Consider the following 17,307-nt stretch of genomic DNA (forward strand, 5'->3'; position numbering starts at 1 on the left):
AGGAGTCCCCATGCCCGAAATCCCAGCCCTGCCCAGCTACGCCTCCGGGATCTCCGATGTTCCCCTGCTGGGCGACACGATCGGCGACAATTTCGATCGCACGGTGGCCGCTTTCGGCGACCGGGACGCACTGGTGGACCGGGAAGCGGGCAGCCGCTGGACTTACCGCGAATTGGCCGCCGAGGTGAACACGCTGGCGCACGGCCTGGTCGCGACCGGGATCGGCAAGGGCGAGCGGGTCGGGATCTGGGCGCCGAACCGGGCGGAATGGACACTGCTGCAGTACGCGACCGCGAAGATCGGCGCGATTCTGGTCAACATCAACCCCGCCTATCGCGCGCATGAGCTGGAGTATGTGCTGAACCAGGCCGGGGTGCGGATGCTGGTCGCCGCGGAACGGTTCAAGACCTCGGATTACGCGGGCATGATCGAGCAGGTCCGGCCGAAATGCCCGGGCCTGGAACACGTGGTGCTGCTCGGGACCGATTCCTGGACCGGGCTGAGGGAATCCGGCCGTGGCGGGGATCCGGCGGTCCTGGCCGGGCTGCAGGCGTCGTTGTCCGCGGATGATCCGATCAACATTCAATACACCTCGGGGACCACGGGTTTCCCGAAGGGCGCCACGCTGTCGCATCACAACATTCTGAACAACGGGTTCTTCGTCGGGGAGCTGTGCAACTACACCGAGCAGGACCGGGTGTGCATTCCGGTGCCCTTTTACCACTGTTTCGGCATGGTCATGGGCAATCTGGCGTGTACGAGTCACGGCGCCTGTATGGTGATCCCGGCGCCGGGTTTCGATCCGAAAGCGACGCTGGCCGCGGTCGCCGCGGAGCGGTGCACGTCGTTGTACGGAGTGCCGACGATGTTCATCGCCGAGCTGAACGATCCGGATTTCGCCACCCACGACCTGTCCTCGCTGCGCACCGGGATCATGGCGGGCTCGCCGTGTCCGGTCGAGGTGATGAGGCAGGTGATCGATCGGATGGGCATGACCGAGGTGTCCATTTGCTACGGCATGACCGAGACCTCCCCGGTGTCCACGCAGACCCGCGCGGACGATTCGGTGGCGCGGCGGGTGTCCACGGTGGGGCGGGTCGGTCCGCATCTGGAGTCCAAGGTGGTCGATCCGGAGACCGGGCTGACGGTGGGGCGGGGTACCCCGGGCGAGCTGTGCACGCGGGGCTATTCGGTGATGCTCGGGTATTGGGAGGAGCCGGAGAAGACCGCGGAGGCGATCGATGCCGCGCGCTGGATGCACACCGGCGATCTGGCGGTGATGGACGAGGACGGCTACGTCAACATCACCGGCCGGATCAAGGACATGGTGATCCGGGGCGGGGAGAACGTGTACCCGCGGGAGATCGAGGAGTTCCTCTACACCCACCCGGACATCCTGGACGCGCAGGTGATCGGGGTGCCGGATGTCAAGTACGGCGAGGAACTCATGGCCTGGGTCCGGATGCGCGAGGGCGCCGAGCCGCTGACGGCCGAGGCGGTGCGGGAATTCTGCCAGGGCAAGCTGGCGCACTACAAGATCCCGCGTTACGTGCACGTGGTGGCGGAGTTCCCGATGACCGTAACCGGGAAGGTGCGCAAGGTCGAGATGCGCCGGCAGTCGGTGACGCTGCTCGGGCTGGAGCAGGTAGCCGAGCAGCGGCACGCCTGACCGAAGTGGACGTCCATTGAGGACGTCCACTTCGGACAAGACGGGATCAGGCGCCGGCTGCGGCGGCGGCCTCGGCCAGCGCCTTCTCGTCCTCCTCGCCGAAGGTGTCCTCCAGCTGCTCCGGCGAGTAGTCGAGGTCGATCTGCTCGACCGGGGTGCCCCGCGCGGATTCGATGGCGCCGAGCCTGCGCTGCGCGCGGTCGGCCGCGTAATTGAGCAGCTCCTGCGGGTCGTTGTCGAAGGGGCTCTCCTCGAACTGGCCGTTCACCCACTCGATCATGCCGAGCGCGCTCGGCAGCAGCTCGCCCATCCGCTGTTGCACCGCGTCCCACAGGGAGTCGTCCGCGGCGACGTGCCGGCGGCAGGTGAAGGTGCCCCAGGCCATGTGCCGTCGCTCGTCGTCGCCGATGTGGCGCACCAGTTCCTGCATGCCGGGCAGGACCTGCTTCTGCGTGCAGATCAGCTGCCACGAGTAGTAGCCGGTGAGCGCCAGGCTGCCCTCGACCACATGGTTGTAGGTGACGCTGGCGCGGATCTGGTTGAGCGGGCTGGGGTCGTCTTCCAGCGCACGCAGTGACTGCGGCAGCTCTTCGTAGAATAGCTTGCGGTAGTGCGGGTTCTCCGCGACGTAGGGGTGCAGATCGGTGGTCAGCCCGACCGCGTCCATCCAGCGCCGGAACACCTCGACGTGCTTGGCTTCCTCGAAGCAGAACTGGGTGAGGTACATCTCGTCGCCGAATCGGCCGGTCGCCGACATTGCCCGCAGGAACGGCAGGATGTCCTCGGTGACCGCCTCCTCACCCGCGATGAACTGGGCGACCAGGTAGGTGGCGGAGCGCTGCTGCTCGGGAGTGAGCGTCTCCCAGCCCTCGCGCTCCCGGCTGAAGTCGAGGTCCGCCGGGTTCCAGAACTTCTTGTTGCCCTTGACGAACAGGCGCAGGGGGAAGGAATCCCAGTGGAGCCCGCCCTCGCGCAGCGAGGAGAATCCGCTGCGCAGCTCGGGAAGTGTCTCGGTCATGACTGGCCCTTCGGTTTGGCTCCATTGTGGACAAACAGGTCGATCGCGGGGGTGACCACGGCCACCACTGCCTCCGCCGCCTCGGCCGCGGAATGCGTGGGCAGCACTAGGTGACTCAGCGAGAGCCGCACCACCGTCTCCGCCAGCAGTGCGGCGGATTCGGCGGACAGCTGCGGCGCGAGCTTCAGGTAGTGCCGGGTCCCCAGTTCGACCGCGGCGGTGAGGATCGGTTCGCCGCGGGAGGTCAACAGCGGGAGCAGGTCTTCCCCGGCGTCGGTGCCGAGCGCCGCGGCGACCAGACGGTTCTCCCGGGCGTGTTCGATTGTATAGACCACTGCGTCGCGGATGCCCGCGGGCAGGCTTTCGGCGTTTTCGAACCTCAGGTGGATGCCGTCGAGGAATTCCGCCGCGGTGCGCAGTGCGACCGCCTGGGTGAGCGCGGCCTTGCTGCCGAATTCGTTGTAGACGGTCTGCCTGCTCACGCCGGCCCGCGCGGCGACGTCGGCCATCCGCAACGCCCGGTGCCCGTGGTCGGGGAGTAGTTCGGCCGCCGCGTCGAGCAGGGCTTCGCGCAGCGAAGCCCTGGTGCGCTCCGTGAAACTGGTCACGCTCCTACTTTGACACGGCCTGGCAGTGCGTCAAGGAACTTTACCTGATTGGCCACTGTGTACAGCGCTGCCGGGATTGTCGGTGCGGCCGGTTACCGTGGCCTCGTGGGAGTGACTGTGGGGTTCGACCTGGACATGACACTGATCGATCCGCGCCCGGGGATGGCCGCGGCGATGGACGCACTGGGCGCCGAAGCCGGTCTCCCGTTCGACGGTGCGCAGTTCGCCGCGAATCTCGGCCCGCCGCTGGATGACACGTTGCGTGGGTTCGATGCGCCCGAGGAGCGGATCCCGTGGCTGATCGACCGGTTCCGGGCGACCTACCCGGAGATCGTCGTACCGGTCACGATCGCGCTGCCCGGCGCGGCCGAGGCGCTGCACGCGGTGCGGGAGGCAGGCGGCCGCGCGATCGTCGTCACCGGGAAGTACGCCCCGAACGCGCGGCTGCACCTCGACGCGCTGAACTTGGCGGCCGACGAGGTGATCGGCGAACTGTGGTCCACAGCCAAGGCGGAAGCCCTGCTGAAACACCAGGCGAAGGTCTACGTCGGTGACCACGTGGGCGACATCCGCGGCGCCCGCGCGGCAGGCGCGATCGCGGTGTCGGTGGCCACCGGCCCGTGCGCCCGCGCGGAGCTGGCCGCGGAGGGCGCCGAGGTGGTGTTCGACTCGCTGGCGGAGTTCCCGGAGTGGTTCGCCGCCCGCTTCACCGGCCGGGCCGCCTGACGGCTTGCTCTACCGGGTGACGCGGTGAATCGCCGGCGACCGGGTCAGCCGGTCTCGGCGGTCTTGGGGGTCTTGGCGGTGCGGGCCTCGCGGACCAGCGCGATCAGCCCGAGGAGCAGCCCGAGCGGCGTGATCACCCCGGCGGCCGCGCTCAGCCAGATCGGCAGGTTCTCCATCCCGGCGGCGAACAGCACGAACACCGCCAGTACCGCGGCCATGCCGATGGCGAACAGGCCGATGCCGATCCGCATCAGTAACGGCTTGCCGGTCTGCGTCCCTGCATTTTCCATGAGGCCGAGGGTAACCGCCGTATCCGCTTCTCCCCAGAGCATGTGGCGAGATAGGCTGGGGGTGAACGCGCGCCTCGGGTACGCCCGGGGCGCGTTCGTCGTGAGCAGCACAGCAGAAGGATTGGTGAGGGAAGTGCCGACCGGCAAGGTCAAGTGGTACGACGCGGAGAAGGGGTTCGGGTTCGTCACGCAGGACGGCGGCGCGGACGTCTACATCCGCAAGGCCGCGCTGCCCCAGGGCGTCGAGGGGCTCAAGGCCGGCCAGCGGCTCGAGTTCGGCGTGGCCGACGGACGCCGGGGGCCGCAGGCACTCTCCGTCCGCTTGCTCGATCCGCCGCCGTCGGTGGCGGAGGCGCGCCGTCGTCCGGCCGAGGAGCTGCACGGGCTCGTCGAGGACATGATCAAGCTGCTGGAGCTGAAGGTGCAGCCCGACCTTCGCCGCAACCGGTACCCGGATCGCAAGCACACCAAGCAGATCGCCGAGATCATGCGCGCCGTCGCGCGCGACCTCGACCCGTGATCACCCGGCTTCAAGGCTGTGAAGGGAACCTCCACGGTCGCTGAGGCCAGGGTGTCGGCAAAGTCGGTGTAGAGGTCCGTGAAGGGACCCTTCACAGACCCGAAACCGGTCCGGCGCACGCCACGAGGTGGTCGCACACACCTCCGCATCGCCCACTGCCGGGCCCCCGACCAACTTTGCCGGGGCCCTGGTCGCTGAGGCTGTGAAGGGTCCCTTCTCAGCCCTTCAGCGCGGGGAAGTGGTCAGTTCGGGCGGACTTGCAGGGACCAGAGTGCGGTGGTGATCGGCTCGGCGTCGTTCGGGTCGCCGGTGCGGCTGATCACCGAGGCCTGGGCGATCTCCACGACCACGATCTGGTCGTCCTTCGCGGGCGGGGTCGCGGTGTAGGCGTACCGGTCGCCCGAGGTGATGATCGCCTCCTGCAGCGGCTGGGGCTGACCCTTGCTGTTCACGTACTGCACGGTGACCTTCCACGGCGTCTCCGCGACCTCCTTGGGCACCGAGATCTGCACCGACCGGCCCGGCCGCACCTTGAGCGTGCCCGCCGCGCCAGGATTGGCCGAGCAGACGCCGGTCTTCAGGTCGCAGTTGCCGATCGGGGCGGTGCGGATGGTGTGCCCGTCGCCGTAGAAGGTCACCTCGGCCGGTCCCGGCGCGGAGCAGCCGGCCACCGCCAAACCACCGGCCGCGAGCATGGCCACCACACGGGAACGTCGCATGCCCCGAAGATTACCGGCGGCCCGGTGCGGCGAAGCTGCCGGTCGGCTCCGGCCGCAGCGGGCGGTTCCCGCCCAGACCCGGCACCAGCGAACCACCGCGGCGCACCAGGAAGGTCTGCCCGAGCCCGACCGCCAGCAGCAGCGTGACCACCAGGAAGCCGATCCAGTAGGTGGGCGGCAGCAGCAGGCCGACCGCACCGCCGAAGCACCAGGCCAGCTGCAGCACCGTTTCCGAACGGCCGAACGCGGACGCCCGCGACTGCTCCGGCAGGTCCTCCTGGATCACCGCGTCGAGGCTGACCTTCGCCAGCGCACTGGCCGTCGACCCGACGAGGCCGACGATCGCGGCGGTGATCAGGCTGGGCAGCAGGGTCGCGACGAGCGTGCTGAGAGTGGTGGCCGCCACACAGCCGAGGACCACTTGGTCCGGCGCCCCGAACTGCAGCCGCGAGCCCAGCGCGTTGCCGATGAACCCACCCACCCCGGCCGCGACGCCGATCACGCCGAGCAGCAGCAGCTGCACGAACGGGCTGTGCCCGCTGCCTTCGGTCTGTGCCTTGACCGCGAAGGCCGCGAACATCATCAGGAATCCGGTGAGCACGCGCACCGAACCGTTGCCCCACAAGGAGACCACGATGTGCCGCCCCATCGGCTGGCGTTGCCTGCGCTGCTTCGGCTCGGGATGCGCGGACAGCGAGGTGGGCACCTCGCCCTCGGTCACCTCGACCCATGCCGGGATCCGCATCGACAGCACGGCGGCGGCCACACAGATCGCCGCGGTAAACCACAGCGCACCCGAGGAATTGGTGAGTGCGCTCACGCCGCTGGCGATGGCGCCGAAAACCCCGCCGGCGATCAATCCGAACACGGTGACCCGCGCGTTGGTCTTCGACAGCGTGATCTCCGGCGGCACGACCCGCGGGGTCATCGCGGCCTTCAGCACGGTGAAGGACTTGGACAGCACCATCATGCCGAGCGCGGCCGGGTAGAGCAGCCAGTCGTCGAAGTGCAGCGCCATCACGACGGCCATCAGGCCCTGCCCGATCGAGGCGAGGCACATGGCCAGCCGCCGTCCGCGCTGGATCCGGTCCAGCGCGGGGCCGATGACTGGCGCGACGAGCGCGAACGGTGCGATCGTGATCAGCAGGTACAGCGCCACCTTGCCCTTGCTCTCCCCGCTCGCGGCGGCGAAGAACAGGGTGTTCGCCAGTGCGACGGCCATTGCCGCGTCGCTGGCGTAGTTCAGCATCACCGCGTACATCAGCGAGGTCAGCCCGGACTCGTCCGCGCCGTCGGCCTTGGTGGCCCGCTGGAACATGCCGACGGCCTTACCGCTCAGCTGACGGCCGCGCAGCGCGGCCACCCGCGTGACGGTGAGCTTCTTCGGCAGTTTCGGCACCGACCCGGCGCCCGGGATCGCCGTGGTGGGTGAGTCTTCTTCCACGTCCGGCCCGACCCTCGGCTCACTGGCGTAGCCACCGGTGCCGTAGTGCTCGTACTCGCCGCTGCCGGGACGGTCGTCGACCGGCCGCGGACGGGCCGGCTCGGTGCGGTAGTCACGCGGCGGGTAGGGCCGGGCCCCACGCGGTGGCGTCGTCCGGCGGCCCATCGGGACCTCATCGGTGGGTGCTTCGCCGGCGGTGGTCTCGTATGGGTGGTCGTCGTAGAACGGACTGCGCGACTCCGGTCGCACGCGCTCGGTACGGCCCGGGCTCGCCGCGGCGACCTGTGTTTCGGCGGCGAACTCCGCGGGGCTGCCGGGCGGCGGGTCCGCGGGGATCCGCTCCGGCCGGGCGCGTGGCTGCTCGGCGGCGACGTTCCCGGAGCGCGATTGGTTCGGCTCGGCGGGTGCGCGGTCGGGTTCGGGGCGCTGCACGTATCTCGGCTCGGCACGGGGACGCTCCGGCGGCAGGTGCTCGTCCGGCCGCACTCGCCGCGTGCGCGGGTCGACCGCCTGGTCCAGCTTGGCCGGGTGGGATGCGTCGCGCCAGGAGCGGGCCTGCGGGGAGTCGGGCTCCGGGGTCCAGCGGCGTTTGCCCTTGCGGCCACGGCCTTTGCCCGGCCGCCCACCGAGGGGGCCGCCGGAGCCGGAGCGCGAACCGAAGAGAGCCACGGGTTCAATCCTGCCTCATCGGGGTGCCGTTCCGCCCGCTCACGTGCCGGTTTGCCGATTTTCCGGGAGGAACTTCACGCGGAAAGCCGTTGGCCACAGCTTCCCGGTGAGCAGGAACTCGTCCGTGCCGGGGATCGCGGCGATGCCGTTGAGCACGTCTTCGTCGGGGTTGACCGGGGTACGCAACCGGCTCGCGTCGATCCGGCCGGTGATCCGCCCGGTCGCGGCGTCGATGCGCAGGATGGTGCCGGTGCGCCATACGTTCGCATACACCGTGTCACCAACGCAGTCGAGTTCGTTGAGCTGGTCCTGGCCGACCTCGACGGAGCCGGTCACCGCAAACGTTTGCGGGTCACGGAACGTCAGCTCCGCCGACCCGTTGCTCATGACCAGTCGGCCGTTCGGCTGGTGACACAGGCCCCAGCCTTCGCCCTCGTAGGAGACCCGGCGCAGCTCGGCGAGCGTCTTCGAGTCGCGTTCGATGGCCACGCCGTCCTGCCAGGTCAGCTGCCACAGCGTCGGGCCGAGCACGGTGATGCCCTCGGCGAACAGCGGCGATGGCAGTGCCGCCTGTGCGACCGGCTGCCCGCCTGCCGGCCCGTAGGTCAGCGCGGAGCGGCCGGCCAGACCGCGGCTTTCGTACAGCGTGCCGCCGGAGAATTCGAGGCCTTCGGTGAACGCGGTGGGGTCGTGCGGCAGCGTCCCGAGGACCTCGACCGTCAGCTGTTCGGGTGGGGTGGGCGCGGCCTGCGTCCCGGCACAACCACCGAGCATCGCGATGGCCAGCAGCGGCAGGACGTTCCGGGTGTGCACGAGCAACAGCCTGGCACGGGTGCCGCGGATGCGTGCGGCACAATTGACGGTATGACGCTGCTGTTGACCCTGGACGACGGCTCTCTCCACCGGAAGCTGGCCGAGGCCGGCGATGTCGCGCGGGCAGCCGTGCTGGCGGACGCGCCGGCTGATCAGGTCGGCGAGCACGTCGGCGTGGAGCGGGAAGACGCCGTTTCGGCGAGCCACCTGTTCGAGGCCGCGGTGCCCGGGTACCGCGGCTGGCGCTGGTCGGTCACGGTCGCGGTGGCCGGCCCCGACGAACCGGTCACGGTGAGCGAGCTGTGCCTGCGGCCCGGCCCGGCGGCGCTGGTGGCGCCCGCCTGGGTGCCCTGGGACAGGCGGGTGCGGGCCGGTGACCTAGGGGTCGGCGATCTGTTCCCGACCGGCAAGGACGACCCGCGGATCGTGCCCGGGTACCTCGCGTCGGACGACCCGGCGGTGGAGGAGGCGGCGCTGGAGGCGGGCCTCGGCCGCGTGCACGTGCTGTCCCGGCCCGGCCGGCTGGACGCCGCCGCCCGCTGGCACGACGGCGAGTTCGGCCCCCGCTCCGACATGGCCCGCAGCGCCCCCGCGACCTGCGGGACCTGCGGTTTCTTCGTCCCGCTCGCCGGTTCCCTGCGCGCCGCCTTCGGCGCCTGCGCGAACGACATCGCGCCCGCCGACGGCCACGTCGTGGACGTCCAGTACGGCTGCGGCGCCCATTCCGAGATCGAGGTCGAGGTCACCTCCTCGGTCCCGGTGGCCGAGCTGGTGTACGACGATTCGCTGATCGACTTCAGCCCTGCTCCGGAGCCTTCGGTGGAGTCGGGTGCGGGGTCGGCCGGGGAGTCGGTAGCTGAGCGTGGGCCGGAAGGGGCTGCCGGGGGTGCTGCTGCGGCTTTCGGGGCTGACGTTGCCGGGGCTGAGGCGTCGGCTGTTGCCGCCGCTACGGCGGGTCCGACTGAAGCGTCGGCTGCTGCTGTGGATGCGGCTACGGCGGATGCGGCTGAGGTTGTGGCGGGTACCGAGTCGGGTGTTGCGCCGGTTCCGGCTGATGCGGCAGGCGCTGAGGGGACAGAGGTTGCTGCTGGGGCTTCCGACGCTTCGGCCGGATCGGCTGGTGCTGAGGGGTCCGCTGTTACTGGTGTGACGCCGGTGGCCGGTGAGGCAGAGGCTGCAGCGCCGGCGGGTGCTTCCGGGGCCGCTGCGTCGGCTGCGGTTGCGGTGCCTGCTGCGGGCGAAGTGCCCGGAGTTGCCGCCGGGGTTCCGGTGAGTGACATCGAAGAGCCTGCGATCGGGGAGCAGTCGACGACTGGTGAGGCTCCGGTGGCTGAGGCGCCGGTGCGTGACGCTGAGGTACCCGTGGCTGGTGAGACATCTGGTGCCGGTGCGGAGTCCGGCGATGCCGAGGAAGCCGCAGTGGCTGAGACCCCCCGTGGTGCCGAGGAAGCCGTGGTGGCGGTGGAGCCTGGCGGTGCCGCGGTGGCGGAGACATCTCGCGGTGCCGGGGAAGCGTTGGCGGCGGATGCGCCCCAGAGTGCCGGGGAAACCTCCGTGGCGGAGGGATCCGACGTCGCCGGGGACATCTCGGCGGCGGAATCCAGCGGTGCCGCGGAAGCTTCAGCGGCGAAATCCGGCGACGCGGGCGAAGCACCTGCCGAATCCGCGGGGACGGAAGCCGGGCAAGGCGTCGGCGCGCCGGAGGGTGGCGTGCGTGGGTCGCAGGGCGGCGAGAGCGCTTTCGGGCAAGGTGTTGACGCGTCTGCGGGCGCGGAGAGCGGCGCCTCCGCGGGCACGCCGGACAGCGATGACGTGGCTACTGGTTCCGAGGGCGCGTCGGCGGGTAGCGGCGTGTCCGAAGTGGAGCGTGCGCCGGGCGCTTCCGGTGACGACGCCGCCCGGTGAACGGGGCTGATCCGTTCGGGACGGAGCGGTTGCGGGCGGCCGTACTGGCGGCCTGGCGGGATTCGCCGACGCGGTTCACCGAGGACGCCAATGCCGAGCGGGACCTGCGGGTAGGCGCTTACCGGGATCGGCTGTTCGTCGAGCTGGCGCAGAACGCGGCCGACGCGGCGCAGGCCGCGGGGGTGCCGGGGCGGATTCGGGTGTCCGTTGTGGACGGTGAGCTGCGGTTCGCCAACACCGGGGCACCACTGGACGCGCGCGGGGTCGAGTCGCTGGCCTCGTTGCGGGCGTCCGGGAAGGACCGGCTCGGGGCGGTCGGACGGTTCGGGATCGGGTTCGCCGCGGTCCGCACGGTGACCGACGAGCCGCGGGTGGTCTCGACCACCGGCGGGGTCGGGTTTTCCGCTCGCCGCACTCGGGAGGAGTCCGGCCGGGACGGGGACGTGCCGGTGCTGCGGCTGCCGTTTCCGGTCGAGGAAGAGCCGCCTGCCGGGTACGACACTGAGATCCGGCTTCCGTTGCGCGAGCCGGCACCGGCGCTGCTTGACGAACTCGCCGGAGAGATCGGCGATCTGCTGCTTGCTCTTCCGTGGCTCGCCGAGGCCGAAGTGGACGGTCGCGTGTGGACCCGATCGGGTGCGGAGACGGTACGGATCAGTGGGCCGCAGGGGGCTGAGCACTGGCTGACCCACGGTCCGTGGGCGGTGCCGGTGGACGACGACGGAATCCCGCTTCCCCGTGCCGAAGACGTGCTGCATGCGCCGACTCCCACGGACGAAGGGCTTTCTCTACCTGCCCGGTTGATCGCGGCGGTACCGCTGGAGCCGTCGCGGCGCCGGGTGCTGCCCGGGCCGGAACTCGACGAAGCCCTGCGCACAGCGGCTGGGGAGTACGTCGGTCTGGTCCGCGCCGTGGCGCCGGAGCGGCGGTTCACGTTGGTGCCCGCGGCCGGGTTCCCAAGATCCACTGTGGACGCCGAGCTTGGCGAGCTGGTCGTCGCGAAGCTTGCCGAGGAGTCTTGGCTGACCACTGTGGACGGAGAGCTGGTTTCCGGTCGCCAGGCCAGGATGCTCGACGTCGACCTGCCGGGGTTGCCCGGGTTGCTTGCCGACGTCGTGCCGGGCCTGGTTGCCGCGCCCCCGTCGGTTCTCCGTCTGCTGAAGCCGATTTCCGTGCAGGCGTGGGGAATCAGTGACGCGCTGGAGCTGTTGACCGGAATCGATCGTGAACCGGAGTGGTGGCGCAAGGTCTACGCGGTGCTCGCCGAGGGAGTGGAGAGTCACGCGCTCGCGCCGGCGCAGCTCGAAGGTCTGCCGGTGCCGCTGTCGGACGGACGTACCCTCCCCGGCGTACGTGGTGCGCTGCTGGTCGAAGGCAGTGGGGAACTACTCGAACTTATGTCCGATGTGGACGTTCCGGGGCTGCGCCTGGTGCATCCGGACGCGGCGCACCCGTTGCTGGAACGGCTGGGCGCCAAGCATGCCGACGCGAAGCAGCTGCTCGAATCGGAACAGCTGAAGTACGCGGTGGAAAACAGCGTCGCCGACGTTCGGTCCGGTTTGGACGGAATAGTGCTGGCCGGCGCTGTCCTCCGGCTCATCGCCGATTCCGGTGACCAGGCACCATCTTGGGCGGGTGCGCTCGCACTGCCCACTGAGGACGGTTGGCGCCGGGCGGACGAGGTAGTGCTGCCCGCCTCCCCGCTGCTCGACGTGTTCGACCCCGAGGTGTTCGAATCCGAGGGCGCACTTTCCGTGCTGGACGAGGAATTCGCCGGGGACTGGCCATCCGGCACGCTCGTGGCCACCGGGGTGCTCGATTCGTTCGCCGTGGTCGGTGACGAGGAGCCGCACGAGCCGGACCATGATCTGCCGGACGAGGACCTGTGGTGGGAAGCCGCCGAACCGGCCACCGTCGTCGCGGTGCGGGATCTCGATCTGGTCGCCGACGACGCTTGGCCCGCCGCCCTGCGCTTGCTCGCCGCACGCCCCGAGACCTGGCAGGCGCTGCACACCCCGGACGGGCACGCGGCGTGGTGGCTCGCCCGGTACGCGCTGCTGGCCGGGGAACCGCCGAGCGCCTGGCGGATGCCTTCGGCCACCGGGCTGACCGGCCTGTACGACGTGGTCCCGGATCTCGGCCTCACCGACGATCTGCTGCTCGTCACCGGGGTGCGGACCGGACTCGAACTGGCCACCCCCGAGGACGTCACCGACCTGCTCGACCGCCTCGGCGACCCGGCCCGCACCCTCGCACCCGGCCTGATCGCCCGCGCGCACGCCGCTTTGGCCGCGGCGCCGGTCGACGTGGCCGAACTCGACGCCCCGGCCCGGGTCCGGGCCGCGGACGGCACGGTGACCGAGGACGCCGTGGTGCTCGACGCGCCGTGGTTCGCCGCGGCGCTCGAACCCGGCCGGATGGTGGTCGCCCCCCAGGATCCGGAGCGGCTGGCCGAGCTGCTCGACCTGCCCCTCGCGAGTGGCCTGCCGGCCGAGGTGACCAGCGAGGGTGAATACGTGGCGTGGGCCGACCTGCCCGCGCTCGGGCTCGTCGCCGACCTGCTCGGCCTGCCCCTGCCCGACGGCGGGCTGATCCTGCACGACCCGCTGACCGTGACCGTCGACGGCGTCCGCCACGAAGTCCCCTGGTGGTCCGACGATCGCCTGCACGCCGCGGACACCTCGGAAGGGCTGGCCAGAGCATTCGCCTCGGCGACCGGGCGATGGGCCGATCGCTACCGGATCACCGCGCTGCTGGAGGACCCGGCACCGCACACACTGCTGAACTGAACCGGCGGTGGGCTGAACGGAGCTGAACCGGCCACCGCGATTCCGCGAGGGTGTGCGGCCGACCGGAATGCGGGGAACCGGCCCGAGCTAGAGGCGCTGAGCCGACTTCGACCCGCGCCGAGCCGCTGCGCGCTGCCAGAAGATGATGCCGAAGCCGATCAGCCCGAGCACGACGCCGGCGAGCGCGGTCTGCACCCACACCCCGTGTGTGACGAAGAACAGCACGATCAGGGCGCCGAGCCAGAGCGCGGTCCCCACCATCACCACCGGGGTCAGGTCGGTCAGCCGCTTGGGCAGCTCCGGCGTGTGCCGCAACGAGTCCGTAGCGTCCGGGGCGCCGGTCGGTTCATCCACGGGTGCAGCCTACCCGGACCGGCCGCGAGGCAGGCAGGGAAATGGTGGAGCAGCGCGCGCGGCAGGCGGCGCCGGTTCTTCAGGATCGGCTGACGCGGGTCGAGCACCGGCCGGGAGATCCGCGGCGGCGTGGTCGGCCCGATTCCGTCCGCGTTGTCCTGACCACGGCGGATCCGCTCACTCGCGGATGATCTCCACTGTTCGTGAGGTATGCTAACTATATGTCCGGCGATCCGCACGAGCGCTCCCTGGCGGGCCGCCTGCGCCTCGCAGTGGTCCGGCTCAACCGCCGGCTGCGGGCACAGCGGGTGGGCGACGACGTCTCGCTGACGCAGATCGCCGCGCTGTCCACCCTGTACAAATGCGGTCCGCTGACCCCGGGTCAGCTGGCCGCGAAGGAAGGCGTCCAGCCGCCCTCGATGACGAGGGTGATCGCCGCGCTCGAGGCCAAGGACTTCCTTGAGCGCCGCCCGCATCCGACCGACGGCCGGCAGGCCATCGTCGAGCTTTCCGCGGACGGGCTGGCCTACGTGCGCGAGGCCATCTCGGTGCGGGAGGTGTGGCTGGACCGGCAATTGGCCGAACTGGGTGAGGACGAGCGCGAAGTGCTCGCCCGGGCCGCGGAGATCATCGACAGGATGGCGGGGAACTAGCACAGGTGACCACGACGGGTAGCGAAACAGGACGTCCGGCCGAAACCAACGCTACCCGGGAGGCGGCACCGCCGTCCGCGCCACCCGGCCACCCCCGATCCGCCGAACCACCGGATCTCCGCCGCCACGGCATGTTCTCCTCGCTGCGGGTGCGCAACTACCGGCTGTTCTTCAGCGGCCAGGTCATTTCGAACATCGGCACCTGGATGCAGCGCATCGCGCAGGACTGGCTGGTGTTCACCCTCTCCGGCAACGACCCGGTGGCGCTCGGCATCGCGGTCGCCTGCCAGTTCACGCCGACGCTGCTGCTGTCGCTGTGGGCCGGGGTGCTGGCCGACCGGGTCGACAAGCGGCGCTTGCTGATGATCATCCAGTCGGCGAACTGCGTGCAGGCCGTGCTGCTCGGCGTACTCGACTTGGCCGGGGTGGCGCAGCTGTGGCACGTGTACGTGCTGTGCGTGCTGCTCGGCATCACCTCCGCGATGGAGGTGCCGACACGGCAGTCGTTCGTGGCCGAGATGGTCGGCCGCGACCAGGTGGCCAACGCGGTGGCGCTGAACTCGTCGATCTTCGACATGGCGCGCATCGTCGGCCCGGCGATCGCCGGGTTCGCGATCACCTGGGTGGGCACCGGCTGGCTGTTCATCGCCAACGCGGCCAGCACCGTCGCGGTGATCAGCGGGCTCGCGCTGATGAATCCGGCGAAGCTGTTCCGCGGCCCGGCCGTGCCGCGGGGGAAGGGGCAGCTGCGCGAAGGCCTGCGCTACGTGCGCCGCCGCCCCGATCTGATCACCGTGATGGTGCTGATGTTCTTCGTCAGCACGTTCGGGATCACCTACTTCACCTCGCTGCCGATCGTCGCCGCGAACGTGTTCCACACCGAGGCCGACGGCTACGGCCTGTTGTCCACGCTCGTCGCGGTCGGCACGTTCACCGGCGCGCTGGCCTCTGCCCGGCGCGGGACCAGGGGCCGTCCACGGGTGCGGTTGCTGGTGCTGTCCGGCGCACTGCTCGGCCTGTTCGAGGTCATCACCGCGTTCATGCCGACCTACCTCGCCTTCGGCATCGGGCTGATCCCGCTCGGCTTCGCCACGATCACCTTCCTGAACACGGCGAACACCCTGGTGCAGACGTCCGTGTCGCCGGAGATGCGGGGTCGCGTGATGGGTCTCTACGTGCTCGTGCTGATCGGCGGCAACCCGATCGGCGGCCCGATGACCGGCTGGATGGCCGAGACCTTCGGCGGCCGTTCGCCGTTCTACCTCGGCGGCGGGCTCTCGCTGATCGCCGCGGTGGTCTGCGCTCTGGTGCTGATCCGCCGCCGCTGAACGGCTGTGAAGGGACCCTTCACGGACGCTGAGGCTGTGAAGGGTCCCTTCACAGCTTTGATCGATCATCGACTTGCGGAACGTATGAGGTTAGGCTAACCTTATGGGTATCCGCTTCGTGGTGGGAGCGGCAGTCAGTTCGGGAACGGACGGAGCCCCGGTACCTGGGAACCCCCGGGTGCCGGGGCTCCGTTCATGCACGGGTGCCGGGTCAGGACGGGTTCATGGTCGGGTTCGGCGCCGGGGCCGTCAAGGGGTGTTCGCGGGGTGGTACCGGCAGCCGGGTGAGCCGGATGCCGAAGTACACGCGGTAGGCCAGCCGCACCGCCTGCTCGTCGGGCAGGTCCAGTTCGTGCCGCTCGCCGTCGACGGTCTCGATCAGGTGAGTGCCGGACAACGTCACGCGGCCCTGCGTGGTCAGGCGGGAGCAGGTGAGGTTCTGCGTGAAGTGCGAATCCGGCGAGGTCGACTGCCACCAGGCCATCGGGAGGAAGTCGGACAGCCGGCGCGGGCGGCGTTCCAGCCGGTACAGGAGCTGACCGTCCTGGAGCACGTCCACGTCGCCGTGCTCCGCGTCGAGCAGCAGGTACTCGCACTCGCCGTCCGGCTGTGGTTCCACCGCGGACAGCCGCAGCGGCTGCTTGCTGAACCGGCCGAAGCCGACGTCGGCCAGCCACAGTTCGCCGTCGAGGTGGGCGAGCACGCAGGCGTGGTCCAGCGGCGGCCCGGGTGTCCCGTCCGGGCCGTAGACCTGGGCCGCGTGCAGCGTCGCCTCGAAACCGAGCGCCCGCAGCAGCGCGGCGAACAGGCCGTTCAGCTCGTAGCAGAACCCGCCCCGGCGGCGGAGCACGATCTTGTCGAACAGCGCGGCCTCGGTGAGTTCGATCGTCTCGCCGAGGTGCAGGCTCAGGTTTTCGAAGGGGACCCGGGTCAGGTGTCGCTCCTGTAGCACGCGCAGGGCGGCCAGGTCGGCCGCGGCGGGCACCGGCAGGTCCAGGCGGGCGAGGTAGGCGTCGACATCCATGGCCCCACTCTCACACCTTGAGTGCACTGGAGGTCAAGCGAAATACGAACGGGGCCCCTCCGGCGCGGAGGAACCCCGTTCGGTGCAAACTGCTGTGCTCAGCCCAGCAGCAGGCCGTTGCCGCCGGCCACGGCGTTCTCGAACCGCTTGCTGATCTCGGCCCAGTTGAAGATGTTCCAGAGGGCCTTGACGTAGTCCGGCTTCACGTTCTTGTAGTCCAGGTAGAACGCGTGCTCCCACACGTCGACCAGCAGGATCGGCGTGGTCGGCAGGATCAGGTTGTTGTGGTGGTCGCGCAGCTGCTGGGTGATCAGCGTCTTGCCGATCGGGTCCCAGGACAGTGCGCCCCAGCCGTTGCCCTGAATCGTGGTGGACACCGCGGTGAACTGGGCCTTGAACTTGTCGAACGAGCCGAATGCCTCGTCGATCGCGGCGGCCAGCTCACCGGTCGGCTTGTCGCCGCCTTCCGGGGACAGGATCTTCCACCAGATCACGTGGTTGGCGTGCCCGGCCAGGTTGAACGCCAGCGTGGTCTCCAGGCCGACGATCGAGCCGAAGTCGTTCGCCTCGCGTGCGGCCGCGATCTTGTCCAGCGTGTCGTTCGCGCCCTTGACGTAGGCGGCATGGTGCTTGCTGTGGTGCAGCTCGTTGATCTCGCCCGAGATGTGCGGCGCGAGGGCGCCGTAGTCGTAGTCGAGTTCGGGCAGCTCGTAGCGGGCCATGGGCCCTCCTAACTGTCTTCGACGCAAGTTCGTACGGTCGAACCTAGTAGCACACC

The 17,307-nt window shown here is 70.1% G+C and carries 16 protein-coding genes; 7 read left to right on the top strand and 9 right to left on the bottom strand.

The window, feature by feature from the left end:
- Positions 1-10: 10 nt before the first annotated feature.
- Positions 11-1,669: an AMP-binding protein gene (locus D5S19_RS10255; RefSeq protein ID WP_120023116.1), complete on the top strand. Its 1,659-nt coding sequence runs from the start codon at positions 11-13 to the stop codon at positions 1,667-1,669.
- A 46-nt stretch (positions 1,670-1,715) separates the two neighbouring features.
- Here the strand turns inward: D5S19_RS10255 and D5S19_RS10260 are convergent, their stop codons facing one another.
- Together D5S19_RS10260 and D5S19_RS10265 are read right to left on the bottom strand one after the other, a co-directional pair.
- Complete coding sequence (locus D5S19_RS10260; protein WP_120023117.1) at positions 1,716-2,687, bottom strand: R2-like ligand-binding oxidase; 972 nt, start codon at positions 2,685-2,687, stop codon at positions 1,716-1,718.
- Positions 2,684-3,295, bottom strand: coding sequence for a TetR family transcriptional regulator (locus D5S19_RS10265; RefSeq protein ID WP_120023118.1), 612 nt, complete (start codon positions 3,293-3,295; stop codon positions 2,684-2,686). The genes D5S19_RS10260 and D5S19_RS10265 overlap by 4 nt, the downstream gene beginning before the upstream one ends.
- Before the next feature lie 105 nt (positions 3,296-3,400).
- Here D5S19_RS10265 and D5S19_RS10270 point away from each other — a divergent pair, with 105 nt between their 5' ends.
- On the top strand, positions 3,401-4,021 hold the full coding sequence (locus D5S19_RS10270) for an HAD family hydrolase (RefSeq protein WP_120023179.1): 621 nt from the start codon (positions 3,401-3,403) through the stop codon (positions 4,019-4,021).
- A 44-nt stretch (positions 4,022-4,065) separates the two neighbouring features.
- On the opposite strand, the gene D5S19_RS10275 is transcribed toward D5S19_RS10270, so the two are convergent.
- A complete protein-coding gene (locus D5S19_RS10275; protein ID WP_120023119.1) occupies positions 4,066-4,311 on the bottom strand; it encodes a hypothetical protein in 246 nt (81 codons plus the stop codon).
- 133 nt (positions 4,312-4,444) lie between these two features.
- On the opposite strand from D5S19_RS10275, the gene D5S19_RS10280 reads away from it, so the two are divergent.
- Positions 4,445-4,831: a cold-shock protein gene (locus D5S19_RS10280; protein ID WP_098515037.1), complete on the top strand. Its 387-nt coding sequence runs from the start codon at positions 4,445-4,447 to the stop codon at positions 4,829-4,831.
- 242 nt (positions 4,832-5,073) lie between these two features.
- Here the strand turns inward: D5S19_RS10280 and D5S19_RS10285 are convergent, their stop codons facing one another.
- The 3 genes from D5S19_RS10285 to D5S19_RS10295 all read right to left on the bottom strand — a co-directional run bounded on the left by D5S19_RS10285 (position 5,074) and on the right by D5S19_RS10295 (position 8,437).
- Entirely contained in the window at positions 5,074-5,550 is a 477-nt protein-coding gene (locus D5S19_RS10285) for a DUF2771 family protein (RefSeq protein WP_233573811.1), read from the bottom strand.
- A gap of 10 nt (positions 5,551-5,560) precedes the next feature.
- Entirely contained in the window at positions 5,561-7,330 is a 1,770-nt protein-coding gene (locus tag D5S19_RS10290) for an MFS transporter (protein ID WP_120023181.1), read from the bottom strand.
- A 372-nt stretch (positions 7,331-7,702) separates the two neighbouring features.
- Complete coding sequence (locus D5S19_RS10295) at positions 7,703-8,437, bottom strand: glutaminyl-peptide cyclotransferase (RefSeq protein WP_120023182.1); 735 nt, start codon at positions 8,435-8,437, stop codon at positions 7,703-7,705.
- Between the two features lie 90 nt (positions 8,438-8,527).
- Here D5S19_RS10295 and D5S19_RS32995 point away from each other — a divergent pair, with 90 nt between their 5' ends.
- The gene (locus D5S19_RS32995; protein ID WP_233573813.1) at positions 8,528-10,381 is read left to right on the top strand and encodes a DUF3027 domain-containing protein; all 1,854 of its coding nucleotides are present in this window, start codon (positions 8,528-8,530) and stop codon (positions 10,379-10,381) included.
- Positions 10,378-13,170: a sacsin N-terminal ATP-binding-like domain-containing protein gene (locus D5S19_RS10305; protein ID WP_120023120.1), complete on the top strand. Its 2,793-nt coding sequence runs from the start codon at positions 10,378-10,380 to the stop codon at positions 13,168-13,170. Before D5S19_RS32995 ends, D5S19_RS10305 begins: the two co-directional genes overlap by 4 nt.
- Before the next feature lie 87 nt (positions 13,171-13,257).
- Here the strand turns inward: D5S19_RS10305 and D5S19_RS10310 are convergent, their stop codons facing one another.
- Positions 13,258-13,485 (bottom strand): DUF2530 domain-containing protein, encoded by a 228-nt coding sequence (locus D5S19_RS10310; protein WP_120023183.1) that lies wholly within the window; start codon positions 13,483-13,485, stop codon positions 13,258-13,260.
- Between the two features lie 260 nt (positions 13,486-13,745).
- Between D5S19_RS10310 and D5S19_RS10315 the strand changes: the two genes are divergently transcribed.
- A complete protein-coding gene (locus tag D5S19_RS10315) occupies positions 13,746-14,177 on the top strand; it encodes a MarR family winged helix-turn-helix transcriptional regulator (RefSeq protein WP_120023121.1) in 432 nt (143 codons plus the stop codon).
- 131 nt (positions 14,178-14,308) lie between these two features.
- Positions 14,309-15,505 (top strand): MFS transporter, encoded by a 1,197-nt coding sequence (locus D5S19_RS10320; protein ID WP_120023122.1) that lies wholly within the window; start codon positions 14,309-14,311, stop codon positions 15,503-15,505.
- A gap of 211 nt (positions 15,506-15,716) precedes the next feature.
- Here the strand turns inward: D5S19_RS10320 and D5S19_RS10325 are convergent, their stop codons facing one another.
- The gene (locus tag D5S19_RS10325; protein ID WP_120023123.1) at positions 15,717-16,529 is read right to left on the bottom strand and encodes an arylamine N-acetyltransferase family protein; all 813 of its coding nucleotides are present in this window, start codon (positions 16,527-16,529) and stop codon (positions 15,717-15,719) included.
- Between the two features lie 98 nt (positions 16,530-16,627).
- Positions 16,628-17,251, bottom strand: coding sequence for a superoxide dismutase (locus D5S19_RS10330; protein ID WP_120023124.1), 624 nt, complete (start codon positions 17,249-17,251; stop codon positions 16,628-16,630).
- Positions 17,252-17,307 lie beyond the last annotated feature (56 nt).

It is taken from the genome of Amycolatopsis panacis, assembly GCF_003600245.1.
GTDB lineage: Bacteria > Actinomycetota > Actinomycetes > Mycobacteriales > Pseudonocardiaceae > Amycolatopsis > Amycolatopsis sulphurea.

Bases quoted from the DNA above. Each gene is read 5' to 3' on its own strand.
- D5S19_RS32995 (WP_233573813.1), top strand. From the start codon at position 8,528: ATGACGCTGCTGTTGACCCTGGACGACGGCTCTCTCCACCGGAAGCTG.
- D5S19_RS10295 (WP_120023182.1), bottom strand. From the start codon at position 8,437: ATGCTCGGTGGTTGTGCCGGGACGCAGGCCGCGCCCACCCCACCCGAA.
- D5S19_RS10275 (WP_120023119.1), bottom strand. From the start codon at position 4,311: ATGGAAAATGCAGGGACGCAGACCGGCAAGCCGTTACTGATGCGGATC.
- D5S19_RS10260 (WP_120023117.1), bottom strand. From the start codon at position 2,687: ATGACCGAGACACTTCCCGAGCTGCGCAGCGGATTCTCCTCGCTGCGC.
- D5S19_RS10325 (WP_120023123.1), bottom strand. From the start codon at position 16,529: ATGGATGTCGACGCCTACCTCGCCCGCCTGGACCTGCCGGTGCCCGCC.
- D5S19_RS10315 (WP_120023121.1), top strand. From the start codon at position 13,746: ATGTCCGGCGATCCGCACGAGCGCTCCCTGGCGGGCCGCCTGCGCCTC.
- D5S19_RS10320 (WP_120023122.1), top strand. From the start codon at position 14,309: ATGTTCTCCTCGCTGCGGGTGCGCAACTACCGGCTGTTCTTCAGCGGC.
- D5S19_RS10330 (WP_120023124.1), bottom strand. From the start codon at position 17,251: ATGGCCCGCTACGAGCTGCCCGAACTCGACTACGACTACGGCGCCCTC.
- D5S19_RS10285 (WP_233573811.1), bottom strand. From the start codon at position 5,550: ATGCGACGTTCCCGTGTGGTGGCCATGCTCGCGGCCGGTGGTTTGGCG.
- D5S19_RS10255 (WP_120023116.1), top strand. From the start codon at position 11: ATGCCCGAAATCCCAGCCCTGCCCAGCTACGCCTCCGGGATCTCCGAT.